Raw genomic sequence first — 25362 nt, 5'->3', positions numbered from 1 at the left:
GAGGTGAGTCATTCTTTCGTATGATTAATACGTCATTAAACTAAAAGTATTATAATTGTTCAAACGATCGCGTCCATCTAAATAAGACAGCTCGATTAAAAAGGCAATTCCTACTACAATTCCACCAAGCTCTTCAACCATTTTAATTGTCGCTTCGATTGTACCACCTGTTGCAAGCAGATCATCTGTGATTAAGACTTTTTGTCCTTTAGTAATCGCGTCTTTATGAATAGTCAAACTGTCTTTCCCGTACTCCAACCCATAATCTACAGAAAGCACTTCACGTGGAAGTTTGCCTGCCTTACGAACTGGCACAAAACCTTTTTCCATTTGAACAGCTAATGGACAGCCCACAACAAACCCTCTTGCTTCAGGACCAACGATTACATCAGCGTCAAGATCAGCGGCATAATTATTCAGCTCTTGAATCGCTGCCTTATATGCTGGTCCGTTCTGCATAAGTGTCGTAATATCTTTGAAACGAATACCTTCTTTCGGGTAATCCTCTACGATTGTAATATATTGTTTAAAATCCATTATACCTGCTCCTCCACATTATGATTGGTATCTGCCGCTGTTATACAGGCGGTTTCGATCCAATTCCGTAATTGGTCATATGACGAATAGACAAAGTCATTTTCTAAGTCTGCTTGCTGTAGCTTGCTTCGATAAATCAGAGATTGAGTCAAATCTTTCTTTGATGGTTGATCGGCAGGAAAAGCCACCCCATCCTTACTTTCAATGAATCCAAGTTCCTCAAATACTTCCGCCATAAATTGAACTGTGCCAGAAGACCAACCCTTGTGACTCTCAATTTGCTTTTGTTGTTTTTTAAATTGCAGCTGCTTATGTTGTCGTATCAAAGCATAAAACCATTTAAAGTCTTCTCTTGTTGGATTAGAAGAGAAAAAAGAATCTTCTTTCTGATAAAAGATTGCATAGATCCGACTCGGTTTTCCAGCGTTCTTAAATAGCTCCTCAAGCTGTTCCTTATCTCTCGGAACATCCAACAGAACAAGATATTTGTCATGAAGTGAGAGTGACGAGTATTCTGTCGTACCAGCATGATAAACATCCAACCCAGGTACTAGTTGTTCAGTCGGCTCACCACGAAAAGCAATACAAACCGTATCACTTTGATTAAGTTCACTAACTCGCTCACCAACACGCGGTGGCTTCAAACTTCTCCAATCAAACAGCTGCCAGTCTGAAACAGCCAAGTCTTCAATCATAAGCTGTGGCTTTACTGTTCCATTCCACTCATTCACCGAAAGAGTTCCGAGTGCTTGAATCGCTGCTGATCGGGTAATTTCCTCATGAAGATGTCCCATCCGAAAGCCTATCCCATCAAGTGTTGCCCCTTGCTCTGTCAAGCTAAGCTTAAGATGTGACGAATCACTGCCAATACGCCTGATTTGTCCTAGATGAACCTTCTCAAACATAATTTTCGGCTTTGGATTACCAACACCAAATGGTGCGAGCTTTTCAAGTTGCTTCACAACAGACAGTGTCACCTCATCAACTCGAGCCAACACATCGACTTTAGCAATCGGGCTATAATCTTCCTCTGTTAAGACTTCATCTGCCTGCTGATGGAGTCGTCTTCTCAGCTCATCCACTTGATCTAGTTCCATCGTTAGACCAGCAGCCATTGGATGTCCGCCGAAATGAGGCAGGATCTCTCGGTTTTTAGAAAGCTCCTCAAACATGTTGAATCCTTCAATGCTTCTAGCTGAACCCTTAGCTTTTCCCTTTTCGGAATCAAAACTCATTACGATAACAGGACGGTAATAGCGTTCAACTAAACGAGATGCAACAATCCCTATGACCCCCGCATTCCAGCCCTCTTTCCCAATAATAATGACATTGTTTTCAGAGATTGGATAAGATTCGTCTACAAGATCAATGGCATCTTTAGTCATCTCATTTACGATGGACTGCCTCTCTTTATTTAATTGATCGATATCCTCCGCTAGTTTGGTTGCTGTTCCTAGATCATCGGCTAACAAAAGATCGACCGCAGGGTCAGCTGAATCTAATCGACCAGCAGCATTCATTCTTGGCCCTATACCAAACCCTACATGGTCAGCTTCCATTGCGTCAGCCCCAAAGCCACACACTTTTTTGATTGCAAGCAGACCTGGTTTGTCGGACTCCTGAAGCGCCTCTAGCCCCATACGAGCAATTAAACGATTCTCGTCAACTAAGGGAACAAGATCGGCTATTGTTCCAATAACGGCAATGTCAAGAAGCTCAACAGGTACTCTGTCCAACAGTGCATGCGCGAGCTTAAAAGCCACCCCTACACCTGCCAATGATTTAAATGGGTATAAACAACCCGGCTTCTTCGGATTAAGAATCACAAGTGCATCCGGTAACACCGGAGGAGGCTCATGATGATCTGTAATAATAAAATCTAGTCCTATTTCTTTGGCCACCGCAGCTTCATGAACGGCCGAAATACCTGTATCCACGGTAATCATTAGACTACAGCCCTGCTCCTTCGCTCGTCTTAGCGCAGGTTCATTGGGCCCATACCCCTCAGTAAACCGATTAGGAACATAGTACTCAGCTAAAGCTCCTAGCTCTTTAAGTGCATGCATTAACACAGCCGTACTACTTACCCCGTCTGCGTCATAGTCTCCAAAGACCACAATATGCTCTTGTAATTCGACAGCTTGATGTATACGATCAACCGTTTCTTTCATTCCATCCATTAAATAAGGATCATAGAAGCTCAAACCGTCTTTATCTAAAAACCGTTGCACATCTTTCTGCTCTTTTAATCCACGATTCAACAGAAGTTTAGCAACTAATGGCGGAAGTTGACAGCTCTCAGCAAGAGCGTCAATCTCAGCCTGGTCCTGAGTTTGAACCTGCCATCTTGCTCTTGGCTTTAACATGACTTCACCCCTTGACCCTCCTATTATACTAGAGGGAGCAAGGGGTGACAATGTGTAGCTCATTTAATTACTTTTTAGTTAATTCAGTTGGTTTTGTTGGTTCTGTTGGTTCTGTTGGTTCTGTTGGTTCTGTTGGTTCTGTTAATGGTTTCTTAGGTCTAGAGCTACGAGGTGGTGTTGTCGATGCTCCATTGCTGCTAATATTATTTCCTGAACGAAGTCTTTTGACCTCAGACTGAAGCTTTAAGACACGAATCATCCCTATCGCTCCAGCTACGGCTGCTCCCAAGAAAACGGATCCCAATATAACTAGTATTAAAGGCCATTGAGCCGTTCCAAATAAATAATTCACCGGTACTGCGTCAACATTTATAACTGCAAAAATAGCAATAATAATCGCGGCAATAATACCAATAATAAATGCACTTTGTCCCTTCATGCCATTCACTCCTCTTTATAGTACGTAAGTCATACCTTTATACCTTTAGTAAATACCCTATATATACGTAATTTAAAACCTATCACCAAAAAAATAATTGGTCGGCACTAAAAAGCCGACCAATTCATTACTTTAAAGATGCTATACCGTTGGCTCTTCATCCGATGGATCAACAGGCTTTAGCCGTTGTTTTTTTATATAGCGTGCCTTCCACACCAACCAAAGTTGAGCGGCAATAAACATCGATGAATACGTTCCTGCAACTAACCCAATGACTAATGCTAGTGAGAAGGAGAATATAGCGTCTCCACCAAACAATAGTAGAGAAAGAGCGGCAAATACAACCGTTAGAACAGTATTTATTGAACGTGAAATCGTTTGAATCAAGCTTGTGTTAACAATTTCAGCCAAATCATCGAAGCCTTCAATGACCTTAGCTTTCTTCACATTTTCACGAATTCGATCAAAGGTAACAATTGTATCATTGATTGAATACCCGACAATCGTAAGCACAGCTGCTATAAACGGAACATTCACCTCAACTTGCAGGAAGCTAAAGAGAGCAATGATAAAAAATGCATCATACAAAAGCGCCACGATGGCAGCTGCTCCATATAGAAACTCATAACGAAACGCTAAGTAAATCACAATTCCTAATGAAGCAATAAGAACCGCATAAATGGCATTCTGCGCGAGCTCTTTTCCTACTTGAGGAGAAACTGTACTAACTGTAGGCTCTGCATCGTAATTCTCTAAGAAAAAACTACGTACATCTGCCACTTCATCATTATTCAACACATCAATAAAACGAACAGTGGCAATCTCGTTATTTTCACCAGCCAAAGTGATGGTTGGTGTGTACTCACTATTAATTTCAGCAAAGTCCTCTTGGATTTGCTCGTTGGTTAACGTTTCATTGGTTTCAATCGTAATATTTGAACCACTCTCAAAATCCACACCAAGATTTAATCCAAGCGTAAACAAACTGATAATCCCAGCAATCACAAACACTAAGGATGCTGCAAAGAACTTATTGCGGTGCGTAATAAAGTCTAATTTCCATTTTCGATCATTAAAGCTCATCGATATCACGCTCCTTTACCCCAAACCAGCCTGGTCGCTTATTGAGGAATTTACTGCTGACCCACATCCCAAGCAAGAATCGGGAACCAAGGACAGCTGTTAAGAAGCTCGTTAAGATACTAATGATCAACACAATCGCAAAGCCTCGAACAGAGCTAGTCCCAAAATAGAACATCACACTAGCAGCCAAAATCGTTGTGATATTGGCATCTAAAATCGTTGAGAACGAACGTCTCGTACCGGCTTTAAATGCTGACATTGTTGACTTTCCTGATCGAAGCTCTTCACGAATCCGTTCATAAGTAATGATGTTGGCATCTACAGCCATACCTACCCCAAGAACAAGAGCAGCAATACCAGGCAGTGTCAGCACTGCATTCATCAAGTTAAAGATTAAAAGAACCAGATACGTATACACACTTAGTGTGATGACCGCAATGATACCTGGGAATCGATAATAGAAAAGCATGAATGCGAAAATTAACCCAATACCTATTAGACCAGCATACACAGTCTGAGTCATTGACTTTTCACCAAGGGATGCCCCTACTGAATTAGAGAACATTTCATCCAGCTTTACTGGAAGAGATCCCGCATTAAGAATTTCAGAGATATGCTTTGTTTCATCAGGAGTGAAATTACCTGTAATCTGTACATCTTGGCTGTTGATTACATTATCTACACTTGCTGCAGAGAGATACTTAGGCTCTTCCTGAGCTACTTCTTCTCGGTAGGAATCACCTTCTTCAAAGTCCAACCAAATAACCAATACATTCTCACCAAATGGTCTTTGAGACAAATCTCTTGTCACATCAGCAAAACGCTCTGCATCCTTCATTTTTAACGTGACAATTGGCTGATTTGTTTGGCTAAACTCTCCGGCTGCGCCATTTTGCTGCAAGTCACTTCCATCAAGTAGAACATTATCGTCTACATCACGGAAAGTCAGCTCTGCTTCAGTCGCAAGCAATTGTCGAGCCGTCTCTTGATCATCAACACCTGCAAGCTGTACTCGAATTCGATCGTCGCCTTCAATTTGAATCACAGGCTCAGATACTCCAAGCACGTTCACCCGCTGGTTAAGAGCGGTCACTGTTGCAGATAAAGTTTGTTCTGTTATTTCCTCTGTTTCATCAAGTGGAGTTACTTCGTATAGAACCTCGAAGCCCCCCTGAAGATCAAGCCCAAGCTTTGTTTCCTTAGTTATACTCATCACCGTGGTTGAAATCACCGCAGCAAATACAAGTACAATCAGAAAAAAAGCAAAGATGCGGCCTTTTTTAACCATCTCTTTCTTTGCCTCCTTATGTATAACACACCGTTCGTTCTATCCTACCACAAACTGGTGTGAATCAAAAAAACTACTTTTTCTGATCCGCTTGCTCAAAGTCAGCAAACCAATCCTCAGGTTCTTTATACGAAGCGACTGTCAGCCATGTCATATAGACACTTACCTTTAAATTCAACAACTCATCAGTGAACGTATAAAAGGGGACATATGCTTTTTTCTTATGCAAACGTTCTGTTACACAGCGCCAGATCTCGTCCTTCGTTGCCTTATCATATCCAAGCATATGAAATTCCTCCACTTTGCTCACTAGTACAGGCTCCATATCCTCTTTCCAAACTTCAAACTGCTGCTTTTCTCCCATTTGATCATCCTTCTCTCTGTTGGCATCGCCAAGAAAATACACATGATATCAAACGACTTGTCATGCTTGACCACTCTCTAAGCATATAAATAAACAAACAAAATTTCCATCATTTTTTTTAGAGAGCAGGGTGACTAATGTCCAAACAAACATTTTTAAAAGGAACACTCATATTAATTTTGGCTGGATTTGTCACTAAAATCCTAGGTTTTATTAATCGTATGGTGATGGCTCGTATAATGGGTTCTGAAGGTGTAGGACTTTATATGATGGCAGTTCCAACCATGCTTCTTATATTAACGTTAACACAGATGGGGTTACCTGTTGCCATTGCTAAGTTAGTTGCTGAAGCCGAAGCCAAGGGCGAGACAAGTAAAATCAAACAAATACTCATTGTGTCTCTTGCCATTACAATTAGCCTTGGCGCTGTTTTTACTACAGCAATGATCTTATGTGCTCCTTTTGTTGCTTCTCATCTATTAACAGATGCAAGAGCCTATTATTCGCTCATAGCCGTCGCACCTATTGTACCCATTGTTGCCGTATCCGCTGTACTTCGAGGATACTTCCAGGGTAGACAGAATATGAAGCCTACTGCCTACTCACAAATGCTAGAGCAAATGGTCCGAATCACGCTTGTTGCCGTGCTATCCACAGCCTTCTTACCACTTGGTATTGAATATGCCGCTGCTGGCGCCATGTTATCGGTCATAGCTGGGGAATTTGTTTCTCTTATATATATGCTCTTTTTATTTAAACGCAAAAAAAGCTTTAAATTAAGAAGAAAGTTTTTTGCCTTTTTAGGAGAAGGAAAAGACACATCCAAACAGCTTTTAAAAATCGCTCTTCCTACGACTGGAAGCCGATTAATTGGAACCGTATCCTTATTTTTCGAACCTATCATTGTGGCACAAAGCCTAGCTATCGCAGGTGTGGCAACAATTGTAGCAACCAAACAATACGGTGAGTTGGCAGGATATATAATCCCTCTCCTCACGTTGCCTACATTTATCACTTTTTCATTATCTACTTCACTGCTTCCTTCCATCAGTGAAGCAGCCGCTAAAAATCAACAGCATTTGATTCACACTCGATTAGAACAAGCTATGCGCCTCTCCTTTATAGCCGGAGGCCTTGCAATGGTTGTTTTACTAGTCTACGCGGAACAGATTATGTCCTTTATGTACCATGCACCAGAAGCATCCGGTTTCCTAAAAATCATGGCTCCCTTCTGTCTCTTTTTATATATTCAAGGCCCATTGCAAGCTGCCCTTCAAGCACTTGACCTTGCCAAACCAGCTATGTATAACAGCTTGGTAGGAGCATTAGTCAAAACAGCTGCCATTTTCGCTCTGGCCACACGACCAGAATTCGGCATTATGGGAGCAGCACTTGCTATTGTCATCGGCTTTGTTCTCGTCACATTACTTCACCTTGCCACAATCGCCAAGAACGCAGGCTTTAGTATTGAGTTGAAAATGATTGGGAAGTTGATCATCCTTATTGGAGGATCAATCTATATAAGCAATCTATTTGAAACCTATACTCAATTCGCAACCAATCCATTGCTAGAACTTCTAATCCAGCTAACATTGACGGGTAGTACTTATATCGTATTGATGTTTGTTCTGAATTTATTAAAGGCAAGTGAAATAAGCCACTTTCCGTTATTTCGAAACTTAGTGAAGAAATGAATTTGTTCTATAGCCTTAATTCCTTGTCTTATAGGCTATAGAATTAATTTGGTTGGTCTTCTCTCGATGTATTGAGGCCTCTTTCCGATGTATTAGCTCTTTTCTCGATGTATTTGAGCCTCTTCCCGATGTATCTGCTCTTCTCTCGATGTATTTGCTCCTCTTCCTGATGTATCTGCTCTTTTCTCGATGTATTTGAGCCTCTTCCCGATGTATCGAGTCTTCTCTCGATGTATTTGAGCCTCTTCCCGATCTATCTGCTCTTTTCTCGATGTATTTGAGCCTCTTCCTGATGTATCGGGTCTTCTCTCGATGTATTTGCTCCTCTTTCTGATGTATCTGCTTTTCTCTCGATGTATTTGTTCTCTTCCCGATGTATTTGCTCTTCTCTCGATGTATTCTGGCCTCTTCCCGTTGTATCTCCTCTTCTCCCTTTAAATTCGATCCTCTATCTGATTTATTTTGACAATAAGAAAGGAGAATCGTACATTTTCTCGAATTTTATATACTAAAAGGAGGGCCACCAATTTGAGGATAGCTAAAAAAAGAGTAAAACCGCTGCAGATTTCAAAGCTTGAAGCATTACTTAGAAGGCTTCCGGATACTCATCCTAAAACTGCAGTCATTAAACAGGACTTACTTAAAAGACAAATTGGATATAGAGGTGAAAAGTCACTCGACTATTACTTTGATAATCTGTCATTAGAAAAGGACGTCACACTATTGCATGACCTTCGATTAAAGGGCGTGAATGGACACTTCTTTCAAATAGATACACTTATTCTAAGTCAATCTTCAATCATACTTATAGAAGTTAAAAACATCGCTGGATCACTCTACGTAAACCCTCTCACTCATCAAATGATTCGCACAACTCGTTCTTCTGAAGACGTATTTCTGTCACCTCTTCTACAAACTCAAATACAAAAAAATCAATTAAAGGAATGGCTTGTTTCTCACAATTGGCCTCTCTTTCATATCGTTGATCTTGTTGTAATTAGCGATCCATCGACGAAAATTGTAGTTGATTCAGCTAATCAACATCTGATGTCCCGGGTTATCCATGCTGCCAGATTACCTGAGGTCATAACTAATATAGTTAGCAAATCATCCGATCACCTGATTTCTAATCAGAAAATGGATGAGCTTGTTTCACTATTACTCAAAAATCATACAGAGCGTGATATAAATATCTTAATTAAATATGAAATTGAATCCGGTGAATTAGCGCAGGGGGTTAGTTGTCCATTATGCTTTCAGCTAAGTATGGTCCGTAAAAGCAAGGGAAGAGCTTGGATATGCGGTGCTTGTAAATACACTTCTCAAAACGCTCATTCAAAGCCTAGTGGATTACTTTCTACTGATAAAACCTACTATTACAAATCGTGCTTTACGTGCTTTCCTAAAAATAGACTCTCCGCAGCTAGCGCACTCCATTTTGTCAACGTTATGTCCCCATTATTCAGGAACCTTCAAAAATCGAACCTACACTATCCCTTACCCACTCATTCCCTACCCACAACAAAAAACCGCAAGAGCTCAACTCTTACGGCCTATCACCTAAGATACGTCTACCAGAAGAAAAAGGCTCCGGCTAACGCAAGTCCTGCAATGGCACCAAATGCAAATGGTACGACGTTTGAGCCATAGCCGCCGTAGTAGCCATATCCTCCACCGTAACCAAAGCCTCTTCCGCCACCATTTCGACCCATGTCGACGTATACGTGTCTGTCATCGACTTCTACTACTCGTCCGTAGTAGCTCTGACCATTTTTATGCTGAATATTAATGTAACGTCCTTTATAGTTGCAGCATTGTTGGTATAGTGATGATCCCATATTTCCCCTCCTCATTTTCAGCGTTCATGAGTAGCATATGGGACCCGAGGGTTTGTGGTATAAGCTTTTAACCTCCTACATATACCTATTTCTTGTCCATGACATCTATATAAAATAATTGATCTCCTCTTACACTACAGTAGGAGATTCGTTTAATATCTCTATAACCGAGATCGCGTATTTGCCGGCGAAGCCAAAATTCATTTTGTTGAAGTTCTTCCAGTTGGGAATATTGTATCTCTCCATCCATTATGACAGGAAGAGGTTGGGGTTCTGAGGTTATGGTTTCATTAAGCTCTACAGCTGCTTGCTGGCGCAGTTCTTTAACAATCATCAAAAAAATGAAACAGGCAAGAATGACAATCATCATCATCACGCTATTGTGTTGTGTTCGCAAAATAGGACCTGAAATTAAAATAAACAGTGTGAAGCCAAGTATTAATAAGGGTTGTATCGTATTAGGGCGTGCCACCTTCTGGAACAAGATAAGCGTGCCAAAAATGGCCAAGGCCCTTGTACCTTCTATCAGCATTTGGCATACCTCCTCTCACACATACTGTTCCCCGTTTTACTTAATGCATTAGATGTAGCATCTTCCAGTAAACAATAATTACATAAAGCGATTCTAACGTGAGCCAAGCTTGAATATATTCAAATCAATAGGCTATTTTTAAAAAGGAGGGCTCTCAGTTGAGTAATCGTGCATTTGTTCCAGCCGTATTTACTGGGTTAGTTGTGATTATGTCAGGAGCCATATTAGCAAGCTTATTATTGGCCAGTTTTTTGAGCCTGACAAGCTATACAGAACAATCAATTAAATGGTTAATCACATTTTTATCTTTTTTATGCTTATTTATTGGAGGGTTTGTATCAGGAGCAAAAGCCAAAACAAAAGGATGGATTGCTGGAGGCTTAACTGCACTGCTCTTCACCGCCATCGCCTATGTTGTCTCGACCTTAGGCTATAACGAAGTCTTTACATCTTCACAATATTTACTTCATGGAGGGTACCTGCTAACAGGAGCCATTGGCGGTATGATTGGGGTTAATTTGATGAAATCCTAAAAAAAACACAAATCGGAGCTCCGATTTGTGTTTTTTCTTATTATTAGTCTTTTACAATATCACGTACTGATGCACGATCAAATGTTAGTTTGCGGTTGTCATTTACTAAAAGGATTACTGTATCCTCATCAATCGCATCAATCGTTCCGTGAAGCCCTCCGATTGTCACAATCTTATCTCCACGCTGCAATGAGCTGTGCATTTCGCGTACTTGTTTCTGACGTTTTTGTTGTGGTCTAATCAAGAAAAAGTAGAAGACAACAATCATCAGAACAATGGATAGTAATGGTGCTAGTTCCATTTATAATTCCCCCCTCTCTGGTGTACCAAGATGTCAGCTTGCATCGCTCACAAAAGTCGATATGGCTATCATCTGTTTCACAAATTCGCAATTAGAAGTTTTTAGCATTCGCCTTATTGAAACCATACTGCTCAAAAAACTCTTCTTTAAAGTCGAGCAACCTGTCCTCCATAATTGCCTGGCGAACGTCCACCATTAAGTTTAACAGGAAATGAAGGTTATGATAAGTAGTAAGTCTAAATCCGAACGTTTCTTCACATTTAATCAGATGACGGATGTAAGCCCTTGAATAGTTTTTGCACACATGACAATCGCAATTTTCATCGAGTGGTCCAAAATCACGTGCATACTTAGCGTTACGAACCACCAAACGGCCATTACTTGTCATACATGTCCCATTACGAGCAATTCGTGTTGGCAGCACGCAATCAAACATATCAATTCCACGTATAGCTCCGTCAATTAAAGAGTCTGGAGAACCAACACCCATTAAGTAGCGTGGCTTATCAAATGGTAGAAGCGGCGTTGTGAATTCTAGTGCTCGGTTCATGACATCCTTGGGTTCACCGACTGACAGTCCACCAATCGCATACCCAGGAAAGTCTAGTGAGACAAGGTCTTGCGCACTTTGTTTACGCAGATCTTCGTACTCTCCACCTTGCACAATCCCAAACAATCCTTGATCCTGTGGACGAGTGTGAGCTTCTAAACAGCGCTCAGCCCAGCGGCTTGTCCGTTCTACTGATTTTTTCATATAATCATGCTCAGCTGGAAACGGAGGACACTCATCAAATGCCATCATGATATCTGAACCAAGAGCATTCTGAATTTCCATGGCTCCTTCTGGTTTAAGAAACAACTTCGCTCCATTAAGATGATTACGGAATTCTACGCCTTCTTCTGTAATCTTACGCAAATTACTTAAACTAAATACCTGAAAGCCACCAGAATCTGTTAAAATCGGTCGATCCCAGTTCATAAACTTGTGCAAACCACCCGCTTCACGAATAATTTCGTGTCCCGGACGTAACCATAAATGATACGTATTACTTAAAATAATTTGAGCATCCATACGTTCTAAATCTTCTGGGCTCATTGTTTTTACTGTAGCCAATGTCCCAACTGGCATAAACATAGGTGTCTCAAATGTTCCATGGGGGGTATGGACCCGCCCAAGCCTTGCTCCTGACTGCTTACATGTTTTTATGTGTTCATACCTAATAGCTGACATAATCGTGTCCCTCTCTTGTTACTTAATCAGCATGGCATCGCCAAAACTAAAAAAGCGATAATTCTCTTGAACGGCATGTGCATACGCACTGAGTATTGCCTCTCTTCCACCTAAAGCACTAACAAGCATAACTAACGTAGACTTTGGCAAATGGAAGTTTGTAATCAAGGCATCTACAGCTTTGAATGAATACCCTGGATAGATAAAAATATCAGTCCAGCCTGAAGCCTCTTTAAATTCGACATGAGCCGAAGCAATTGTCTCAAGAGTACGCGCCGAAGTGGTTCCTACTGCAATAATACGACCACCACGATTACGTGTCTCCTGCAAAACAGAAGCTGTTTCTGCACTCATTTGATAAAATTCAGAGTGCATCTGATGGGTTTCAATCGTATCCACACTTACTGGTCTGAATGTTCCAAGACCAACATGAAGTGTTATCGGGGCAACCACCACACCCTTATTCTTTAATCGATCAAGTAATTCCTCTGTAAAATGCAAACCTGCTGTTGGCGCTGCTGCAGATCCAATATGCTTAGAATAGACCGTCTGATACCGTTCCCGATCATCTAAAGTCTCTTTAATATATGGAGGAAGGGGCATCTCACCCAACTGATCAAGAACCTCATGAAAAATGCCTTCGTAATGCATTTCAAACTCACGACCGCCCTGTTCTCCTTCAGCTACACAAGTCGCCTTTAACAGACCTCCACCAAATTCTACAACCGTTCCAAGTTTTACACGCTTAGCTGGCTTAGCTAGTGTTTCCCAACGATCTCCCTCGATCTGCTTAAGTAACAATAGCTCAATCGCCGCACCTGTTTCCTGTTTTTCTCCATGAAGGCGAGCTGGCATGACTCGGGTATCGTTAATGACCAAACAATCTCCTGACTCAAGCTCGGCTTCAATCGATGAAAAAAATCGATCCTCGATTTCACCTGTTTGCTTATCAAGAACAAGCAAACGAGACGCCGTTCGATCAAGAAGCGGCGTCTGCGCAATTAATTTTTCTGGTAAGTCAAAATCAAAATCCTCTACGTTCATATCTATACGTCACCTTTTTTTGTCATCTTACGTAAGTCCTTAATTAGAATAACGGACTTGCCCCTTCAAATCAAGCACTCAACGTCGAAATAATAATAGAAGCAAACTAAGCACCACACTCACAATAATGGATGTCATGAGTGGAAAATAAAACGTCATATTCTCTCGTTTTATGACAATATCACCTGGTAATCGACCAATCGGCAAGAACCGACCACCAAAATGCCATAATAAACCAACCACAATTAAAACCAGTCCGCCGATAATGAGTAGCTTTGGAATCTCACTCATGACTTCGGAACCTCTAATTGAAAGTGCTCATAACAGGCATGCGTGACAACCCGACCGCGAGGAGTTCGTTGAATAAAACCAATCTGAAGAAGATAAGGTTCATACAAGTCCTCAATCGTGTCTGACGCCTCACCAATAGTAGCAGCAATCGTATCGAGACCCACAGGGCCACCACGAAACTTCTCTATCATGCCACGAAGAAGCTTATCATCTATATGGTCTAATCCAAGTCGATCAACCTGCAGCCTCTCAAGCGCTCCTGCTGCTAACTGATACGTAATCACGCCTTCAGCTTCTACCTGCGCAAAATCACGAACACGCTTCAGCAACCGGTTTGCAATCCGGGGTGTGCCTCTGGCTCGACGTGATAATTCTTCTGCGGCACCTTCTTCTAGTTCTGTTGCAAAAATATCCGCCGTACGTCGAATGATATCAGCTAATTCCTGCTCATTGTAATATTCAAGCCGCTCCATTACTCCAAAACGATCACGAAGCGGAGCTGAGATCATGCCTGCACGCGTAGTCGCCCCAACGAGTGTAAAAGGCGGTAAATCAAGCCTTACAGATCGTGCAGTCGGCCCTTGACCAATGACGATATCTAAACAAAAATCCTCCATCGCTGGATACAGGACCTCTTCTACCGTCCGATTAAGTCGATGAATCTCATCAATAAATAAGACATCTCCTGGTTCTAAAGCAGTTAAAATTGCCGCTAGATCACCCGGTCGCTCGATTGCAGGTCCTGATGTTGTACGCATCTGTACCCCCATTTCCGAGGCAATAATGGCGGATAGCGTTGTTTTCCCTAAACCCGGAGGCCCATGTAGTAACACATGATCAAGACTTTCCTCACGCATTTTAGCTGCTTGAATATACACTTCTAAATTCCGTTTAACCTTCTCTTGGCCAATATACTGGCTAAAGCTTAATGGACGAATGCCACTTTCAATCGAATCCTCCATTGGCTGGCTCTCCGCTGAAACCAAACGCTCTTCCATGTGATAACCCGCCTTTCCTTAACGCTTAAGCAGAAGCTGAAGCGCCTTCTTAATATAGCCATCTATCTCAAGCTTCTCTTCCTCTAGCTTTGGACGAACCTTCTTCAATTCTTTCTCCACATATCCAAGTGCACGTAACGCTTCAAACGCTTCATCCAACGCATCTGTTTGTGATTCTACGTAAGGAGAGAATAATGTTGGCTCCGCTGATGGGATCTCGTCTCCCGCAAAGTCAGTTAGTTTACCCTTCAAATCCAAAATTATTTGTCTTGCCGTTTTTTTACCAACTCCAGGAAACCGAGTTAAAAGCGCTTCATCTTCTTGTTCGATGGCTGCCACCACATGCTCTGGTTGACCAGAAGCACAGATCGCTAGCGCCCCTTTTGGACCAATGCCTGAGACATTTAACAATTTCTCAAATAACGCTCGATCCTTACGTGTCGGGAAGCCAAATAGACGAATTTGATCCTCACGCACATAGTGATGGGTAAAAATTTGGATGTCTTTATGTAGCTCATGCTGGTAGATATACGGGTTTGGACAAAATAATTGATAGCCTAAACCGTGATGATCCACCACCACGTATTGTGTATCTATTGACTCAAGTTTACCTTTTACATAATCAATCAAACGAATAACCTCTCTCATGCGAACATTTATTTCTATTTTAGCACATCAACCGAACCCGGTCACACCGAAATCATGTGTAAAGCCTCTTCATTCGGGGTATGGAAGATTATAGTCAAAGAAAGGAGAATTCACCATGTTCAAACGTGATCAAGCAAATGCCCTGATGACTCTCCAGCCTAAAGAACGCTACTTCCGAACCTTAATTTTGGTTCCCTTTGTCCTTTTATTCATCATTCTCATCTTTGTTATCCCCGGTGGAAATTGGAATCTCCCAGTAAAAATTATTGTTTCCATTCTAGCCATAACACTTCTTACTTGGCGCTTGCGCATTAATTATATAAGGGCAAAAGCACAAATCGAATTAGAGAAAGAAGACAAACGTAAGTAGATGAAGAAACAAAAAAAAGCGTCCACATAGGGACGTCTACACATGATATTCGCTCGTTTTCTCTTTATGGTTTCCCTCTTCCGGTGTCAACTTTCCCCGATGTCGTGTACTCACTAACTGTTTTGCCATCTGTAGCCTGTGCACGATGAGAGAATCCTGATGAAATACTGATTAACACAATGGCTACACTAAGTGTAATCATCCATTTCTTTATTGCTAATCACTCCCCAAAGTAAATTGAAGAACATTCATATCACGAGCTATTTTCATATAATTCAACGCAAGATTGTACTTTCCTTCTTTTTCGTAAAATCTTGATATTTCTTCGCATACTTCAGCTGCGTCAAAATATAACTCTTCCTCTTGAAGCATTTGTATGCCTCGGTCCACTTTAGTCTGATCAAAATCCACATGAAGATGTCTGCAGATTAAACATCTAGCCTGGTACTCGATGTTCCCTCTCTCACATGCTAATTGTTCTGCTTCAGCAAGGAGATCTATTGCTCCCGTCTCGCCAAGTCTCAGCTTAATAAAAGATAAATCAGCTTTTGTTTTTAAACCCACGACCGAGCTTGCGTGGTCAGGTATAGAGAGCGCAAGTTCCATATATTCTTTTGCCTCTTCCTGAAGATTTTGTCTAAGCCTGTTTAATCCTATCCCTCTTACAATTAAGGAATGAGCAAAGGGTCTATCTATAGATTCTTTTCGGATTCGTTGATATCTAGCTTCTGCTTCAGTAAAACGATTAATCTCTGTATCTATCGCCGCTAAGACTAGTTCCGCATACAGGACTTTCTCTTGGTAGGACTCGTCCATTTTAAAGATATTTAACGCTAGTTCCAAATAAGAAACAGCAAATGTATATTGATTAATGTGATAATAACCTTCTGCAATCCGTTGATAAAACTCAGCACGTTCATAATTATCTGTCACGTGTTCTAATAAATTTTCCGCTTTAACATACAGTCGGATAGCGGCCTTAAATCGATTTTTATAAAATTCATGTTGACCATTCATAAAATAAAAAAGAAACTCTAAAAAGGGGTCTGATTGACTCATCGTCATAATAGCAGGTCCATTACCATGACTTTGGTTTTCTTCTAACAGCAACTGATGTCTAAATTCCAGCAATGAATAATAAGCCAAAACCTTATCACTCTGTTCCATATTTGATAGCAGCATCGAAATTTCTTGCTTTATAGCAATTGATTTTTCTATATCTCTAGCAATCATCAAGCTATACCAATCTGCACATTTTGCCCCAACCTCAGCAGCTGAAATTGCTGTTCTCAAACAACCACCTCCCTATGTCTATTATACCGGTAGAATTTTCTTAAAGACAATCACTTAGCTTTGCAAATGAACTAAAATTTTGAATTTTACACAGTAAAATAGAGTGCTTGTCTTTTAGCACTCTACTTTTTGTTGATTATAGAGAAACTCACATAAAAAAACGGGACACTTGTGAATTAATTTGATCTGTATGCATTACTACCTGGTAGTACTTTAATCTTATTCCATGAATCAATCGCATCTTTTCTTGTTTTAGATTTGTTTGCCGGATCCGCGAAAAAATCACGAGTAAACTGATTGTATTCAAATTGTGAACCAATCTCTTTTTTATAGTGTGGATCTTTTTTACGTTGCTCTTCTTGAACCCACGCGTCTATGACATCTTGATATGTTTGTTCAGGGTGTTCTTTAAAATAACGTTGAATGTATGCAGAGAAATGAAATGGAGGTATCTTTGATTTAAAAAACGCTCGAACCTGTTGACTGCACCGATGATTTTTACCAATCACTGTGTGTACGGTTAATTCAGTGCGTTGTCCATTTGTTGATGGAGATTTACGTTTCTTCACTGGTTTTAAACGCGTTCCTGTTTCTAAATATGTATTAATTCTCTCTGTTATTTCTGCTTTCGAACCGGATGCACTCATCTTTTCTTCCCGACAGAATGTTTGAAGTTCTACTTTAAGCCAATAATAATTCATAAAATCAAGGCTTCGTAATTCTTTTGAAAGCGTAGGTCTCATCTGTTCAACCTCCAATTTATTTTCCTTCCATTATAGAACATTCGTTCCTGTTCGTTATTTTATATCATCCATCAAATCGAATGATTAGAAATCGTGCGAACTTAGAGAGCAAACAGAATACAGGAGTCACTAAAAGAAAAGGAGAGAATAACTCAAACAGTACCCAATCAATATTAATAAATGTCACAAGAATGGTAGCTACAATTGTCACCAAAAGAGGCCCTACCCATTCCCCTATTTTCAGAGATAGATAATGAATCGGTGCAATGAATAAAAGTGGAAAGAAAGAAAATAGGAAAAACCAAAGAAAAGCTAGATTTGTTTCCAAATCCATTGGATAATGCCCTTTCGAAATGAATGGATAGAAAAAGCCCATGAGGATTGAAAAAAGGATAGCCGTTCCTAAGGTAGTTAAAGCGATATCAAACAAAAAACGATGATCTTTCATAAAAGGCACCTCACCTAATTCAATATAATATTTCACAATCGTTTCTTCTTTGTCATTCCTTCGATATAATAAATGGTACGAGCTTTTGCTCTATATCTATGGATGTCAGGAGAATAATTATGAATTCTACGTTTGGTTTAATTTTATCACTCGCACTCTATGGGGCCATCTGTTTTTATATCGGCTACAATGGCTGGAGATGGGCGAAAGCGGCTCTATCATTTAAATGGAAAAAAACCTATATTGTATTGTTTTGTTTACTTGCCTCAGGCTATATCCTATCTATATTTCTATCATCACGTATCCTCCAATTAATTGGTGGCTATTGGCTCGTCATATTTGGCTACTGCTGTATCGCCTTACCAATTATTAATTTAATCTATTTCCTTTCTAAGAAGAACATAAAATGGAAAATATATAGTGGATACACAATGCTTGCTATCTTTACGTTTGTCTTAATTTATGGCTCTTACAATGCATGGAACCCTGTTGTGCGCGACTATTCCATTGAACTGAACAATCCCGACAAAGAACCACAAGGCCAAGAGCTAAAACTATTAATCGCGGCCGACCTTCATTTAGGAGAAGTGATTGGCGAAAACCACCTGCAAAGATTTATAGATGTAGCACAACAAGAAGACCCAGACCTTATTTTACTAGCTGGAGATATCATTGATAACAGTATCTCCCCTTATTTTGCAAATAATCTATCAGAAACCATGAAACAGCTCGATCCGCCATTAGGTGTTTATGCCGTACCAGGAAACCATGATTATTACGGTGGAGATCTATATCTATTAAGAGATGAATTTAAAGATATTGGCTTCAACTTTTTAATGGACGACTTAGAAACTGTAAATGATCAGCTCACCATCATCGGACGAAGTGACTACACCGATAAAGATAGACAATCGATTGAAGAACTCATGAGCCAGGCCGATGACTCATTACCAGTCATCATGCTTGATCACCAGCCACGCGAAATTACAGAAGCGCAAGAAAACGGCGTAGACCTTATCGTCTCAGGACATACACACCGTGGACAAGTGTTCCCAGCAAACTTTATCACAAGCGCTATCTACGAAAACGACTGGGGCCACCTGCAAAAGGATCAGCTGCACTCCATCACATCGTCAGGATTCGGATTCTGGGGACCCGCACTCCGCATCGGTAGTCGGTCCGAAGTCATGACTGTAACATTTTCATATTAAAAATTGTGGTAGCACAGACTTTGAGGTCTGTGCTATTTTTTTGTGATGGGTTGGTTTTTTTGTATGTTTGTAGTGATCTTCGCTTGTTAGATACCTTTTCTCCCATGTTAGAGCTAATCTTCGCTCGTTAGATCCCCTTTTTCCCATGTTAGAGCTAATCTTCGCTTGTTAGATTCCCTTTTCCACTCATTATGTCTTTAATGTAGCTGACCAGAAAAGAGCATAAAATAAGTAACTCATCATGCCTATCAAACTAATAGCAACAAGGCTTAAGGGAAGGATCTGGCTTTCATTTAACGCACCTGCCAGCATTCCTTGGTTTCCAAAAATAAAGAGTAAAACGGTACAATTCTTAACAACAATACTTAATTTTCTACCCATCTTAAATTGCAGATGCTTATTCTCTTCTGTTAAGTTGATATAATTAAATTCCTCGGGATTCAGAGATATTAGATGAATAAATAACCACATCACCACACCAATTCCAGGCATTATACATAACAACGCTTTACTACCCCAGCTATCTGGTCCACCTGCCCCATAGTTAATCGGAATCTCCGCCGGTAAGATAGGCCAGAAATAGATAAGATAGCCCACATGAATCAGAAATACGAGCAAAGTACCCCATGAAAAAAATTGTAAGAACTTCATGGTTTATTACTTTCTTCTCTTATAAGAATCCAACTCATACTTATCCCCCAAATATAAACCACTCCATAAAATATTCGCTGTAACAATCCACCTATTTCAAGTTTATAGATAGCTACCATAAAAAATCCGATAAACAATAACCCAATAAGTGCGCTTGAGCTATAAGATAGCCATTTTCCTTTTTTAAGATTACGTCCATATAACCAAAGAGCCGGCCCCACTGAAAGCATAGAAAAAACAGCAGGAATCGTATGCCACATAAAGCTCACATTAGCTGGTATAAGACTGAAACCATTCCCAACTGCAAATATAATTAGAAGAATGGTCGCCAATCCAATTCCCCGAATCATTTTCACCTGTTGGTATAAAAATAAAGAACCTATGATAATTGCGAGCGACGTTAGCAAGAATAGGCTATTCACAATAGGCGCATGTGGGGAACAAATTTCATAACCAGCCATGGGGTATGTATTTACACCACATTCCGTTACTCCAAGATCACTCATTGGTTGTAATAACCAGTTATAAGGAGCGGTAGATGCCGCCATCGCAAATGGTTCATACATAAAATAAGCGGCAGCAAACACCCAGCTACCGATTCCAAGTGATGCAGGGATTTTCATACAAAGCTCCTTTCTTAAAAAAACTACTCCTCAAATGAGAAATTTACAGGTTCCTCGTGCATGTCATTTGAGAAATCTAGATTCGTTACGTCAACAGAAAGATCCACCTCATCAAACTTCAAACTATCCACCCATACCTTACCCTTACCTGCTAGTAATAAGCCAACTGAAATTGAATTAGCCTGGTTGGGTACATCCAATACAATTGTATAGTAATTCCAATTAGTTGTCCCGGAGATTTTACGATTATGCATATTATCGAATTGCAATACTTCATCAGAACGATTATCTACCCTCATCCACAACCCACAAAGGTTTTGAACATCCTCTGTTTTAATGAACCCTGATAATCTCATTCGTTTTCCAATAAAATTTGTAGCCTTAAATTGTTGCATTAATGTAGCAAACTCATCATCACCACTGACCGTAGTCGATTTAATGTAAGCGGCCTGTTTTCCTTGATGAACGTGTACATCATCCAATGCTGTCTCATATTTATCTGGATTACTCCCACTTAAAAACCATCCTTTAATTTTTGTCGCCATCTTACTCTGCACCCCTTTATTAAGAATATTAATTCTGAATAACGTCCGATATTTTCCTGGTGTGACTCCAAACTCTTTTTTAAAAGCTCTAGTGAAGGCTTCTTGACTATTAAAACCACCCGAAAATGCAATCATAATAACAGGCTCATTTGAATGTAGTAATAGACGGCTCGAAACCGTGAGCCTTCGCTTTTTAATATAGTCAGTAGTCGAAAATCCTGTTTCACGATAAAACAGTCGATGAAAATGAAAAACCGAATACCCTACATGATTAGCTACACTTTCTGCCATTAAATCAGAATCAAAGATTTTGTCTTCAATATAGCCAATGGCTTGCTGGACTACATTAGTCTTATTCTTCACAATTCAGTCTCACCTGCCTTTCTTATATTCATTATATGAGGATGCTTCACACATTTTTTGATTTAGCTTGCTATCTTAAAAACAAAGAAAACCCCTCATAGTATGGAGGGGGTATGGAAAGTGTTATGTCATGAGTGTAGCTTGTTTAAATCTGTCTGTTTGCTCTTGTTAAATTATAAATCTCATAACACACTTCGTTAAAGAATTGTATACTATAAGAAAACTTTCATACGGAGGTTTGTCTATGCCTTTTACCATCACATCTGCCGTCGTTGTCTATAATGATGAAGGTCACATCCTACTAAAAAAAGATCCTCTAAGAGGCTGGGAACTCCCAGGTGGTCACGTTGAATCTGGTGAAAGTTATCGAAGGGCTGCTGTCAGAGAAGTCAAAGAAGAAACGGGATTAACGGTCTCTCTGCATAATTTCCTTGGGATCTCTCAAGAAATCAGCCGTAATGTATGTCATATCTGGTGGAGTGGTACTCTCATCTCCGGAACTCCCACCACATGTGAGGAAAGTCTTGAGATTGGATTCTTTAACTATCAGCAAGCAATGAATCTTATCAAAGAGCCTGATTTTAAAACAGAATTAGACCATTGTGTAAAAGGCGCACCTTTTGTTCTTTGTTTTGCATAACTACATAGTTCGACGAAAACAACAAAATCCCTGTCAAAAAAACATGAATTGATTCGTATATGGTAAAATAATGCATAGAATAAATTTGGAGGTAACTAAGTGTCATCGATCAACACGTTTAAGGCAACATCAAATGAAGCATCAGATCCAAAAATATTGTCTAGAGTCGCTACAGCTCACTTGAAGAAGCGAAAAAAGCGAACTAGAATGTTGAGAATAATAGGTATTATTCTTTATTTTTTCTTTGCAGTTGCTATTAGTTATTATACAAAGGAATATCTAACTCGAGAGAGAGGCACTTATCTCTATTTAATAGGTTTAATTGTTAGAACAATAGTCTCAACTGGATTTATGCTCCTTATATATTACTCCTTTCAAAAAAGAACGTAGAGCTTATAGGCACTACGTTCTTTTTTGCGATCCTACTTTTATTTTTTTCGACCTACGATTATATACACTGGTTGATTGGCTACTTTTGTATCAGCATTGATCACTTCTTCAATTGAAAATCCCGCTTTCAACATTTCAGCTTTCATTTCTTCCGAAGAAACTCTAGGTGCTTTGATGCCTTTGACTCTTTCTATTTCAATGCAGACAAATAAACCTTCGTCTTTTAGTACTCTATAAATCTCACGTAATGCCAAAGAGAGTGGTTGAACTTCATGCAGAGAAATAGAGGCTACAGCTTTGTCAAAGTAGTTTGTACGTAATGGAATTTCTTTAAAGTTTCCTACACATGTTTCAATGTTAGTAATGTTCTTTTGGCTGCAAATCTTATAAAGATAATCAAGAATATCCGAATCAAAGTCAAAGGCAACCACTGATTTCACGTGTTTAGCAATAGCTAGTGAGATATACCCTGTTCCTGCCCCAAGATCTAAGACTGAGTCATCATGCTTAGGCGATAAATACGTATACACTTCATCCGCTTCTACCCGTTCAATCCTATCTAAATTTTGAATTTTTCTTTTTAATCTTTGATCCATTTAAATCATCTCCCCTTTTATAGATATAAAGTGTCTTTAATAACTATAATATGGCGATCTCGGTTTGTAAAATTTTATTTATCACATTCAAAAATAAAAACCAATATCACATCAGATATTGGTTGATTGCTACAAATAGTAAGGGAAATCTACTCTAATGCATGCCCCTTATAGATCTTACTCCAATCTATTGGTCTTTCCATTCTTCTTTCTGAATCTTGCAGCGCTGAAAAACCATATTGTTCATACAGTGTGTGAGCATCGTTTGTACCTAGATTAAAACGAGTCCCACTTAACTGAGGGTGTTCTGTAATGACCTGTAGCAACCATTTACTTAGACCATGTCCCCTGTAATTAGGAAGGATAAATACATCACATAACCATGAAAAACGAACTAAATCAGAAATGACACGTGCAAAGCCAACTAGATTGTACCCGCCATGTTCTAGATCTTGCTCATACATACCATAGCAAAGAATAGAATTCTCTATCGCAATCGTAACTAACTCTTTAGGCGTATCCTCTGCCCACCAGTAAGATTCTTTGGTTAGGAAATGATGAATAACTTCTAGATCTAATTGTTGTTTGTCTGTGCTAATAGTGAAGTTTTTATAAGTGTAGGTTAGGTGTTTCAATGAAATTCCCTCCAATTGTGCTAAGCAATTATAAACCTAAGTTTGTTCAAAGAAATAGCCCTTCAGAACTCTAAAGGACTAATATCTCGCTCTATTCATCAAGTCCCACAAAACGTCCGATAATCCTTACCTTCATCTCCTGGTCCTGCTTTATAAGCTTCCTGCTCACTGCTATAAGCATACGGGTCCTTTAATACTTGGAGCAGTTGCTTCACGATGCTGTAATCACCGTCTTCCACAGCTGCATCAAGTGCTTCCTCGACACGATGGTTACGTGGGATGACGGCTGGATTATACGTTTTCATGAGTTGTTGCACTTCGTCGGCTGATTGGGCTTGGCGTGTGAGTCTTGTCTTCCACTTTTCGTGCCAATCTGCAAATGGTTTGGAACAAGTTAATGCTGGTTCTTCTGAATGATTTGCTAATGTGAGCGCTCTGAACGTGTTTGTGAAATCTGCTTGAGCTTCTTCCATCACGCTAAGCAGGTTATCAATCAATTCTTGATCTTGTTCTTCTATAGTAAATAGTCCAAGTTTCTTGCTCATGCCGTTATACCAACTGTTAAGATAGACTTTTTTGAAGTTGGCTAACTCGTCTTGAACAAGTTTGATCGCTTCGTCCTTATCATCATGAATGAGTGGGACAAGGGTCTCTGCAAAGCGAGCGAGATTCCAGTTTGCAATATAAGGCTGATTCCCATAGGCGTAGCGCGCTTGTACATCGATAGAACTGAAAACCGTTTCTGGATTGTATGTGTTCATAAATGCACACGGACCGTAATCAATGGTTTCACCACTAATCGCCATATTATCGGTGTTCATGACCCCATGAATAAACCCTACGAGTTGCCATTCAGCAATGAGCTCAGCTTGTCTTTTTAATACCTGTTGATAAAAGGTAAGATACGGATTATCTGCAGAAGCAGCTTCTGGGTAATGTCGGTTGATCGCATAATCTGCTAGCTCTTTTAGTTCTTCGGTCTTTCCTTTTGCCGCAGCGTATTGAAATGTACCTACCCGCAGATGACTTGATGCAACCCGAGTCATAACAGCTCCAGGCAATCCAATTTCTCGAAGAACAAGCTCTCCCGTTGTGACAACAGCAAGGCTCCGTGTAGTTGGTATACCGAGTCCGTACATGGCTTCGCTTATAATATACTCACGTAACATAGGGCCAAGTGCAGCACGTCCGTCACCACTACGTGAAAAAGTGGTCCGGCCTGAACCCTTTAATTGGATATCAAAGCGTTTGTTTTCTGGCGTAATTTGCTCCCCAACCAACAGCGCCCGACCGTCCCCTAGCATTGTAAAGTTGCCAAACTGATGTCCAGCATAAGCCTGAGCTAGGGCATGTCCTCCTTCAGGTATGGTGTTACCCGCAAGTACGTCTAAGTCCTCGCCTTGTTTCAGAGCTTCCTTTTCCAGACCAAGCGAAGTCGCGAGTTCTTCATTAAATAAAACAAGCTCTGCTAATTCCACTGGATTAGGTTCAAACAAACTATAAAAATCCTTTGGTAACATTGAATAGCTATTATCAAAGTTCCACCCTGCTTTATTTTGAATACCTTGTTGTGTCATCCAATCCCCTTCTTTGCGTTTTATTTATCAGTTCATCTTACTAGACAGAAATACAGTATAAATTCTTCCTTATATTAGCATAGAACGTAG

The 25362-nt window shown here is 40.1% G+C and carries 31 protein-coding genes; 7 read left to right on the top strand and 24 right to left on the bottom strand.

The window, feature by feature from the left end; all coding sequences use genetic code 11:
- Nucleotides 1-24: 24 nt before the first annotated feature.
- From J2S05_RS01010 to J2S05_RS00985, 6 genes are all read right to left on the bottom strand, one after another.
- Complete coding sequence (locus J2S05_RS01010) at nucleotides 25-537, bottom strand: adenine phosphoribosyltransferase (RefSeq protein WP_306979076.1); 513 nt, start codon at nucleotides 535-537, stop codon at nucleotides 25-27.
- Nucleotides 537-2903, bottom strand: a complete 2367-nt coding sequence (gene recJ / locus J2S05_RS01005; RefSeq protein WP_306979074.1) for a single-stranded-DNA-specific exonuclease RecJ — start codon at nucleotides 2901-2903, stop codon at nucleotides 537-539. The genes J2S05_RS01010 and recJ overlap by 1 nt, the downstream gene beginning before the upstream one ends.
- 67 nt (nucleotides 2904-2970) lie before the next feature.
- Entirely contained in the window at nucleotides 2971-3342 is a 372-nt protein-coding gene (locus tag J2S05_RS01000; protein WP_306979073.1) for a LapA family protein, read from the bottom strand.
- 141 nt (nucleotides 3343-3483) lie between these two features.
- Nucleotides 3484-4425, bottom strand: a complete 942-nt coding sequence (secF, locus tag J2S05_RS00995; RefSeq protein WP_306979071.1) for a protein translocase subunit SecF — start codon at nucleotides 4423-4425, stop codon at nucleotides 3484-3486.
- Nucleotides 4415-5713: a protein translocase subunit SecD gene (secD, locus tag J2S05_RS00990; protein ID WP_306979069.1), complete on the bottom strand. Its 1299-nt coding sequence runs from the start codon at nucleotides 5711-5713 to the stop codon at nucleotides 4415-4417. The genes secF and secD overlap by 11 nt, the downstream gene beginning before the upstream one ends.
- A gap of 73 nt (nucleotides 5714-5786) precedes the next feature.
- Nucleotides 5787-6077, bottom strand: a complete 291-nt coding sequence (locus J2S05_RS00985) for a post-transcriptional regulator (RefSeq protein ID WP_306979067.1) — start codon at nucleotides 6075-6077, stop codon at nucleotides 5787-5789.
- Between the two features lie 137 nt (nucleotides 6078-6214).
- On the opposite strand from J2S05_RS00985, the gene spoVB reads away from it, so the two are divergent.
- Both spoVB and J2S05_RS00975 read left to right on the top strand, forming a co-directional pair.
- On the top strand, nucleotides 6215-7771 hold the full coding sequence (gene spoVB, locus J2S05_RS00980) for a stage V sporulation protein B (protein ID WP_306979066.1): 1557 nt from the start codon (nucleotides 6215-6217) through the stop codon (nucleotides 7769-7771).
- Nucleotides 7772-8299: 528 nt separating this feature from the next.
- Nucleotides 8300-9421: a nuclease-related domain-containing protein gene (locus J2S05_RS00975; protein WP_306979064.1), complete on the top strand. Its 1122-nt coding sequence runs from the start codon at nucleotides 8300-8302 to the stop codon at nucleotides 9419-9421.
- Here J2S05_RS00975 and J2S05_RS00970 read toward each other — a convergent pair.
- Together J2S05_RS00970 and J2S05_RS00965 are read right to left on the bottom strand one after the other, a co-directional pair.
- The gene (locus J2S05_RS00970; RefSeq protein WP_306979061.1) at nucleotides 9343-9609 is read right to left on the bottom strand and encodes a peptidylprolyl isomerase; all 267 of its coding nucleotides are present in this window, start codon (nucleotides 9607-9609) and stop codon (nucleotides 9343-9345) included. The genes J2S05_RS00975 and J2S05_RS00970 overlap by 79 nt on opposite strands.
- An 85-nt stretch (nucleotides 9610-9694) precedes the next feature.
- Complete coding sequence (locus tag J2S05_RS00965; protein WP_306979060.1) at nucleotides 9695-10141, bottom strand: YetF domain-containing protein; 447 nt, start codon at nucleotides 10139-10141, stop codon at nucleotides 9695-9697.
- Nucleotides 10142-10299: 158 nt separating this feature from the next.
- Here J2S05_RS00965 and J2S05_RS00960 point away from each other — a divergent pair, with 158 nt between their 5' ends.
- Nucleotides 10300-10674, top strand: a complete 375-nt coding sequence (locus J2S05_RS00960; protein WP_306979059.1) for a TIGR04086 family membrane protein — start codon at nucleotides 10300-10302, stop codon at nucleotides 10672-10674.
- A gap of 43 nt (nucleotides 10675-10717) precedes the next feature.
- On the opposite strand, the gene yajC is transcribed toward J2S05_RS00960, so the two are convergent.
- The 6 genes from yajC to ruvA form a co-directional block, all read right to left on the bottom strand.
- Entirely contained in the window at nucleotides 10718-10975 is a 258-nt protein-coding gene (gene yajC / locus J2S05_RS00955) for a preprotein translocase subunit YajC (protein WP_306979057.1), read from the bottom strand.
- 91 nt (nucleotides 10976-11066) lie between these two features.
- Entirely contained in the window at nucleotides 11067-12206 is a 1140-nt protein-coding gene (gene tgt / locus J2S05_RS00950) for a tRNA guanosine(34) transglycosylase Tgt (protein ID WP_306979055.1), read from the bottom strand.
- 18 nt (nucleotides 12207-12224) lie between these two features.
- Entirely contained in the window at nucleotides 12225-13250 is a 1026-nt protein-coding gene (queA, locus tag J2S05_RS00945) for a tRNA preQ1(34) S-adenosylmethionine ribosyltransferase-isomerase QueA (protein ID WP_306979054.1), read from the bottom strand.
- A gap of 78 nt (nucleotides 13251-13328) precedes the next feature.
- Nucleotides 13329-13541, bottom strand: coding sequence for a DUF2905 domain-containing protein (locus J2S05_RS00940; protein ID WP_306979051.1), 213 nt, complete (start codon nucleotides 13539-13541; stop codon nucleotides 13329-13331).
- Nucleotides 13538-14539, bottom strand: coding sequence for a Holliday junction branch migration DNA helicase RuvB (gene ruvB / locus J2S05_RS00935; RefSeq protein ID WP_306979049.1), 1002 nt, complete (start codon nucleotides 14537-14539; stop codon nucleotides 13538-13540). The genes J2S05_RS00940 and ruvB overlap by 4 nt, the downstream gene beginning before the upstream one ends.
- Nucleotides 14540-14557: 18 nt before the next feature.
- Nucleotides 14558-15169, bottom strand: coding sequence for a Holliday junction branch migration protein RuvA (gene ruvA / locus J2S05_RS00930; RefSeq protein WP_306979047.1), 612 nt, complete (start codon nucleotides 15167-15169; stop codon nucleotides 14558-14560).
- A 133-nt stretch (nucleotides 15170-15302) separates the two neighbouring features.
- On the opposite strand from ruvA, the gene J2S05_RS00925 reads away from it, so the two are divergent.
- Nucleotides 15303-15557: a hypothetical protein gene (locus tag J2S05_RS00925; RefSeq protein ID WP_306979046.1), complete on the top strand. Its 255-nt coding sequence runs from the start codon at nucleotides 15303-15305 to the stop codon at nucleotides 15555-15557.
- Between the two features lie 64 nt (nucleotides 15558-15621).
- On the opposite strand, the gene J2S05_RS00920 is transcribed toward J2S05_RS00925, so the two are convergent.
- The 4 genes from J2S05_RS00920 to J2S05_RS00905 all read right to left on the bottom strand — a co-directional run bounded on the left by J2S05_RS00920 (nucleotide 15622) and on the right by J2S05_RS00905 (nucleotide 18077).
- Nucleotides 15622-15759 (bottom strand): hypothetical protein, encoded by a 138-nt coding sequence (locus tag J2S05_RS00920; RefSeq protein WP_306979044.1) that lies wholly within the window; start codon nucleotides 15757-15759, stop codon nucleotides 15622-15624.
- A gap of 14 nt (nucleotides 15760-15773) precedes the next feature.
- A complete protein-coding gene (locus J2S05_RS00915; protein WP_306979042.1) occupies nucleotides 15774-16850 on the bottom strand; it encodes a response regulator aspartate phosphatase in 1077 nt (358 codons plus the stop codon).
- Between the two features lie 176 nt (nucleotides 16851-17026).
- A complete protein-coding gene (locus tag J2S05_RS00910; RefSeq protein ID WP_306979040.1) occupies nucleotides 17027-17593 on the bottom strand; it encodes a DUF6434 domain-containing protein in 567 nt (188 codons plus the stop codon).
- A 64-nt stretch (nucleotides 17594-17657) separates the two neighbouring features.
- Nucleotides 17658-18077, bottom strand: a complete 420-nt coding sequence (locus J2S05_RS00905) for a hypothetical protein (RefSeq protein WP_306979039.1) — start codon at nucleotides 18075-18077, stop codon at nucleotides 17658-17660.
- Nucleotides 18078-18160: 83 nt separating this feature from the next.
- Between J2S05_RS00905 and J2S05_RS00900 the strand changes: the two genes are divergently transcribed.
- Nucleotides 18161-19252 carry a metallophosphoesterase gene (locus tag J2S05_RS00900; RefSeq protein ID WP_306979037.1) on the top strand — a complete coding sequence of 364 codons (1092 nt, stop codon included), beginning with the start codon at nucleotides 18161-18163 and terminating at the stop codon, nucleotides 19250-19252.
- 189 nt (nucleotides 19253-19441) lie between these two features.
- Here the strand turns inward: J2S05_RS00900 and J2S05_RS00895 are convergent, their stop codons facing one another.
- Genes J2S05_RS00895 through J2S05_RS00885 form a run of 3 tightly spaced genes read right to left on the bottom strand, consistent with a single transcriptional unit; the run spans nucleotide 19442 to nucleotide 21434 of the window.
- Nucleotides 19442-19903: a DUF1648 domain-containing protein gene (locus J2S05_RS00895; protein ID WP_306979035.1), complete on the bottom strand. Its 462-nt coding sequence runs from the start codon at nucleotides 19901-19903 to the stop codon at nucleotides 19442-19444.
- Nucleotides 19900-20526 (bottom strand): DUF998 domain-containing protein, encoded by a 627-nt coding sequence (locus tag J2S05_RS00890; RefSeq protein ID WP_306979034.1) that lies wholly within the window; start codon nucleotides 20524-20526, stop codon nucleotides 19900-19902. Before J2S05_RS00890 ends, J2S05_RS00895 begins: the two co-directional genes overlap by 4 nt.
- 23 nt (nucleotides 20527-20549) lie before the next feature.
- Nucleotides 20550-21434 (bottom strand): helix-turn-helix transcriptional regulator, encoded by an 885-nt coding sequence (locus J2S05_RS00885; protein ID WP_306979032.1) that lies wholly within the window; start codon nucleotides 21432-21434, stop codon nucleotides 20550-20552.
- 244 nt (nucleotides 21435-21678) lie between these two features.
- On the opposite strand from J2S05_RS00885, the gene J2S05_RS00880 reads away from it, so the two are divergent.
- Both J2S05_RS00880 and J2S05_RS00875 read left to right on the top strand, forming a co-directional pair.
- Entirely contained in the window at nucleotides 21679-22074 is a 396-nt protein-coding gene (locus J2S05_RS00880; protein WP_306979030.1) for an NUDIX hydrolase, read from the top strand.
- Between the two features lie 99 nt (nucleotides 22075-22173).
- Nucleotides 22174-22464, top strand: a complete 291-nt coding sequence (locus tag J2S05_RS00875; protein WP_306979028.1) for a hypothetical protein — start codon at nucleotides 22174-22176, stop codon at nucleotides 22462-22464.
- 38 nt (nucleotides 22465-22502) lie between these two features.
- Here J2S05_RS00875 and J2S05_RS00870 read toward each other — a convergent pair whose 3' ends face one another.
- The 3 genes from J2S05_RS00870 to J2S05_RS00860 all read right to left on the bottom strand — a co-directional run bounded on the left by J2S05_RS00870 (nucleotide 22503) and on the right by J2S05_RS00860 (nucleotide 25272).
- Nucleotides 22503-23060: a class I SAM-dependent methyltransferase gene (locus J2S05_RS00870; protein WP_306979027.1), complete on the bottom strand. Its 558-nt coding sequence runs from the start codon at nucleotides 23058-23060 to the stop codon at nucleotides 22503-22505.
- Nucleotides 23061-23209: 149 nt separating this feature from the next.
- Complete coding sequence (locus J2S05_RS00865) at nucleotides 23210-23695, bottom strand: GNAT family N-acetyltransferase (RefSeq protein ID WP_306979026.1); 486 nt, start codon at nucleotides 23693-23695, stop codon at nucleotides 23210-23212.
- 98 nt (nucleotides 23696-23793) lie between these two features.
- Nucleotides 23794-25272 carry a protein adenylyltransferase SelO gene (locus J2S05_RS00860; protein WP_306979024.1) on the bottom strand — a complete coding sequence of 493 codons (1479 nt, stop codon included), beginning with the start codon at nucleotides 25270-25272 and terminating at the stop codon, nucleotides 23794-23796.
- Nucleotides 25273-25362 lie beyond the last annotated feature (90 nt).

This window comes from Alkalicoccobacillus murimartini (genome assembly GCF_030813245.1).
Classification (GTDB): domain Bacteria; phylum Bacillota; class Bacilli; order Bacillales; family Bacillaceae_D; genus Alkalicoccobacillus; species Alkalicoccobacillus murimartini.
The sequence above is the reverse complement of the archived record's forward strand: the minus strand, read 5'-3'. Positions and strand labels throughout refer to the sequence as shown.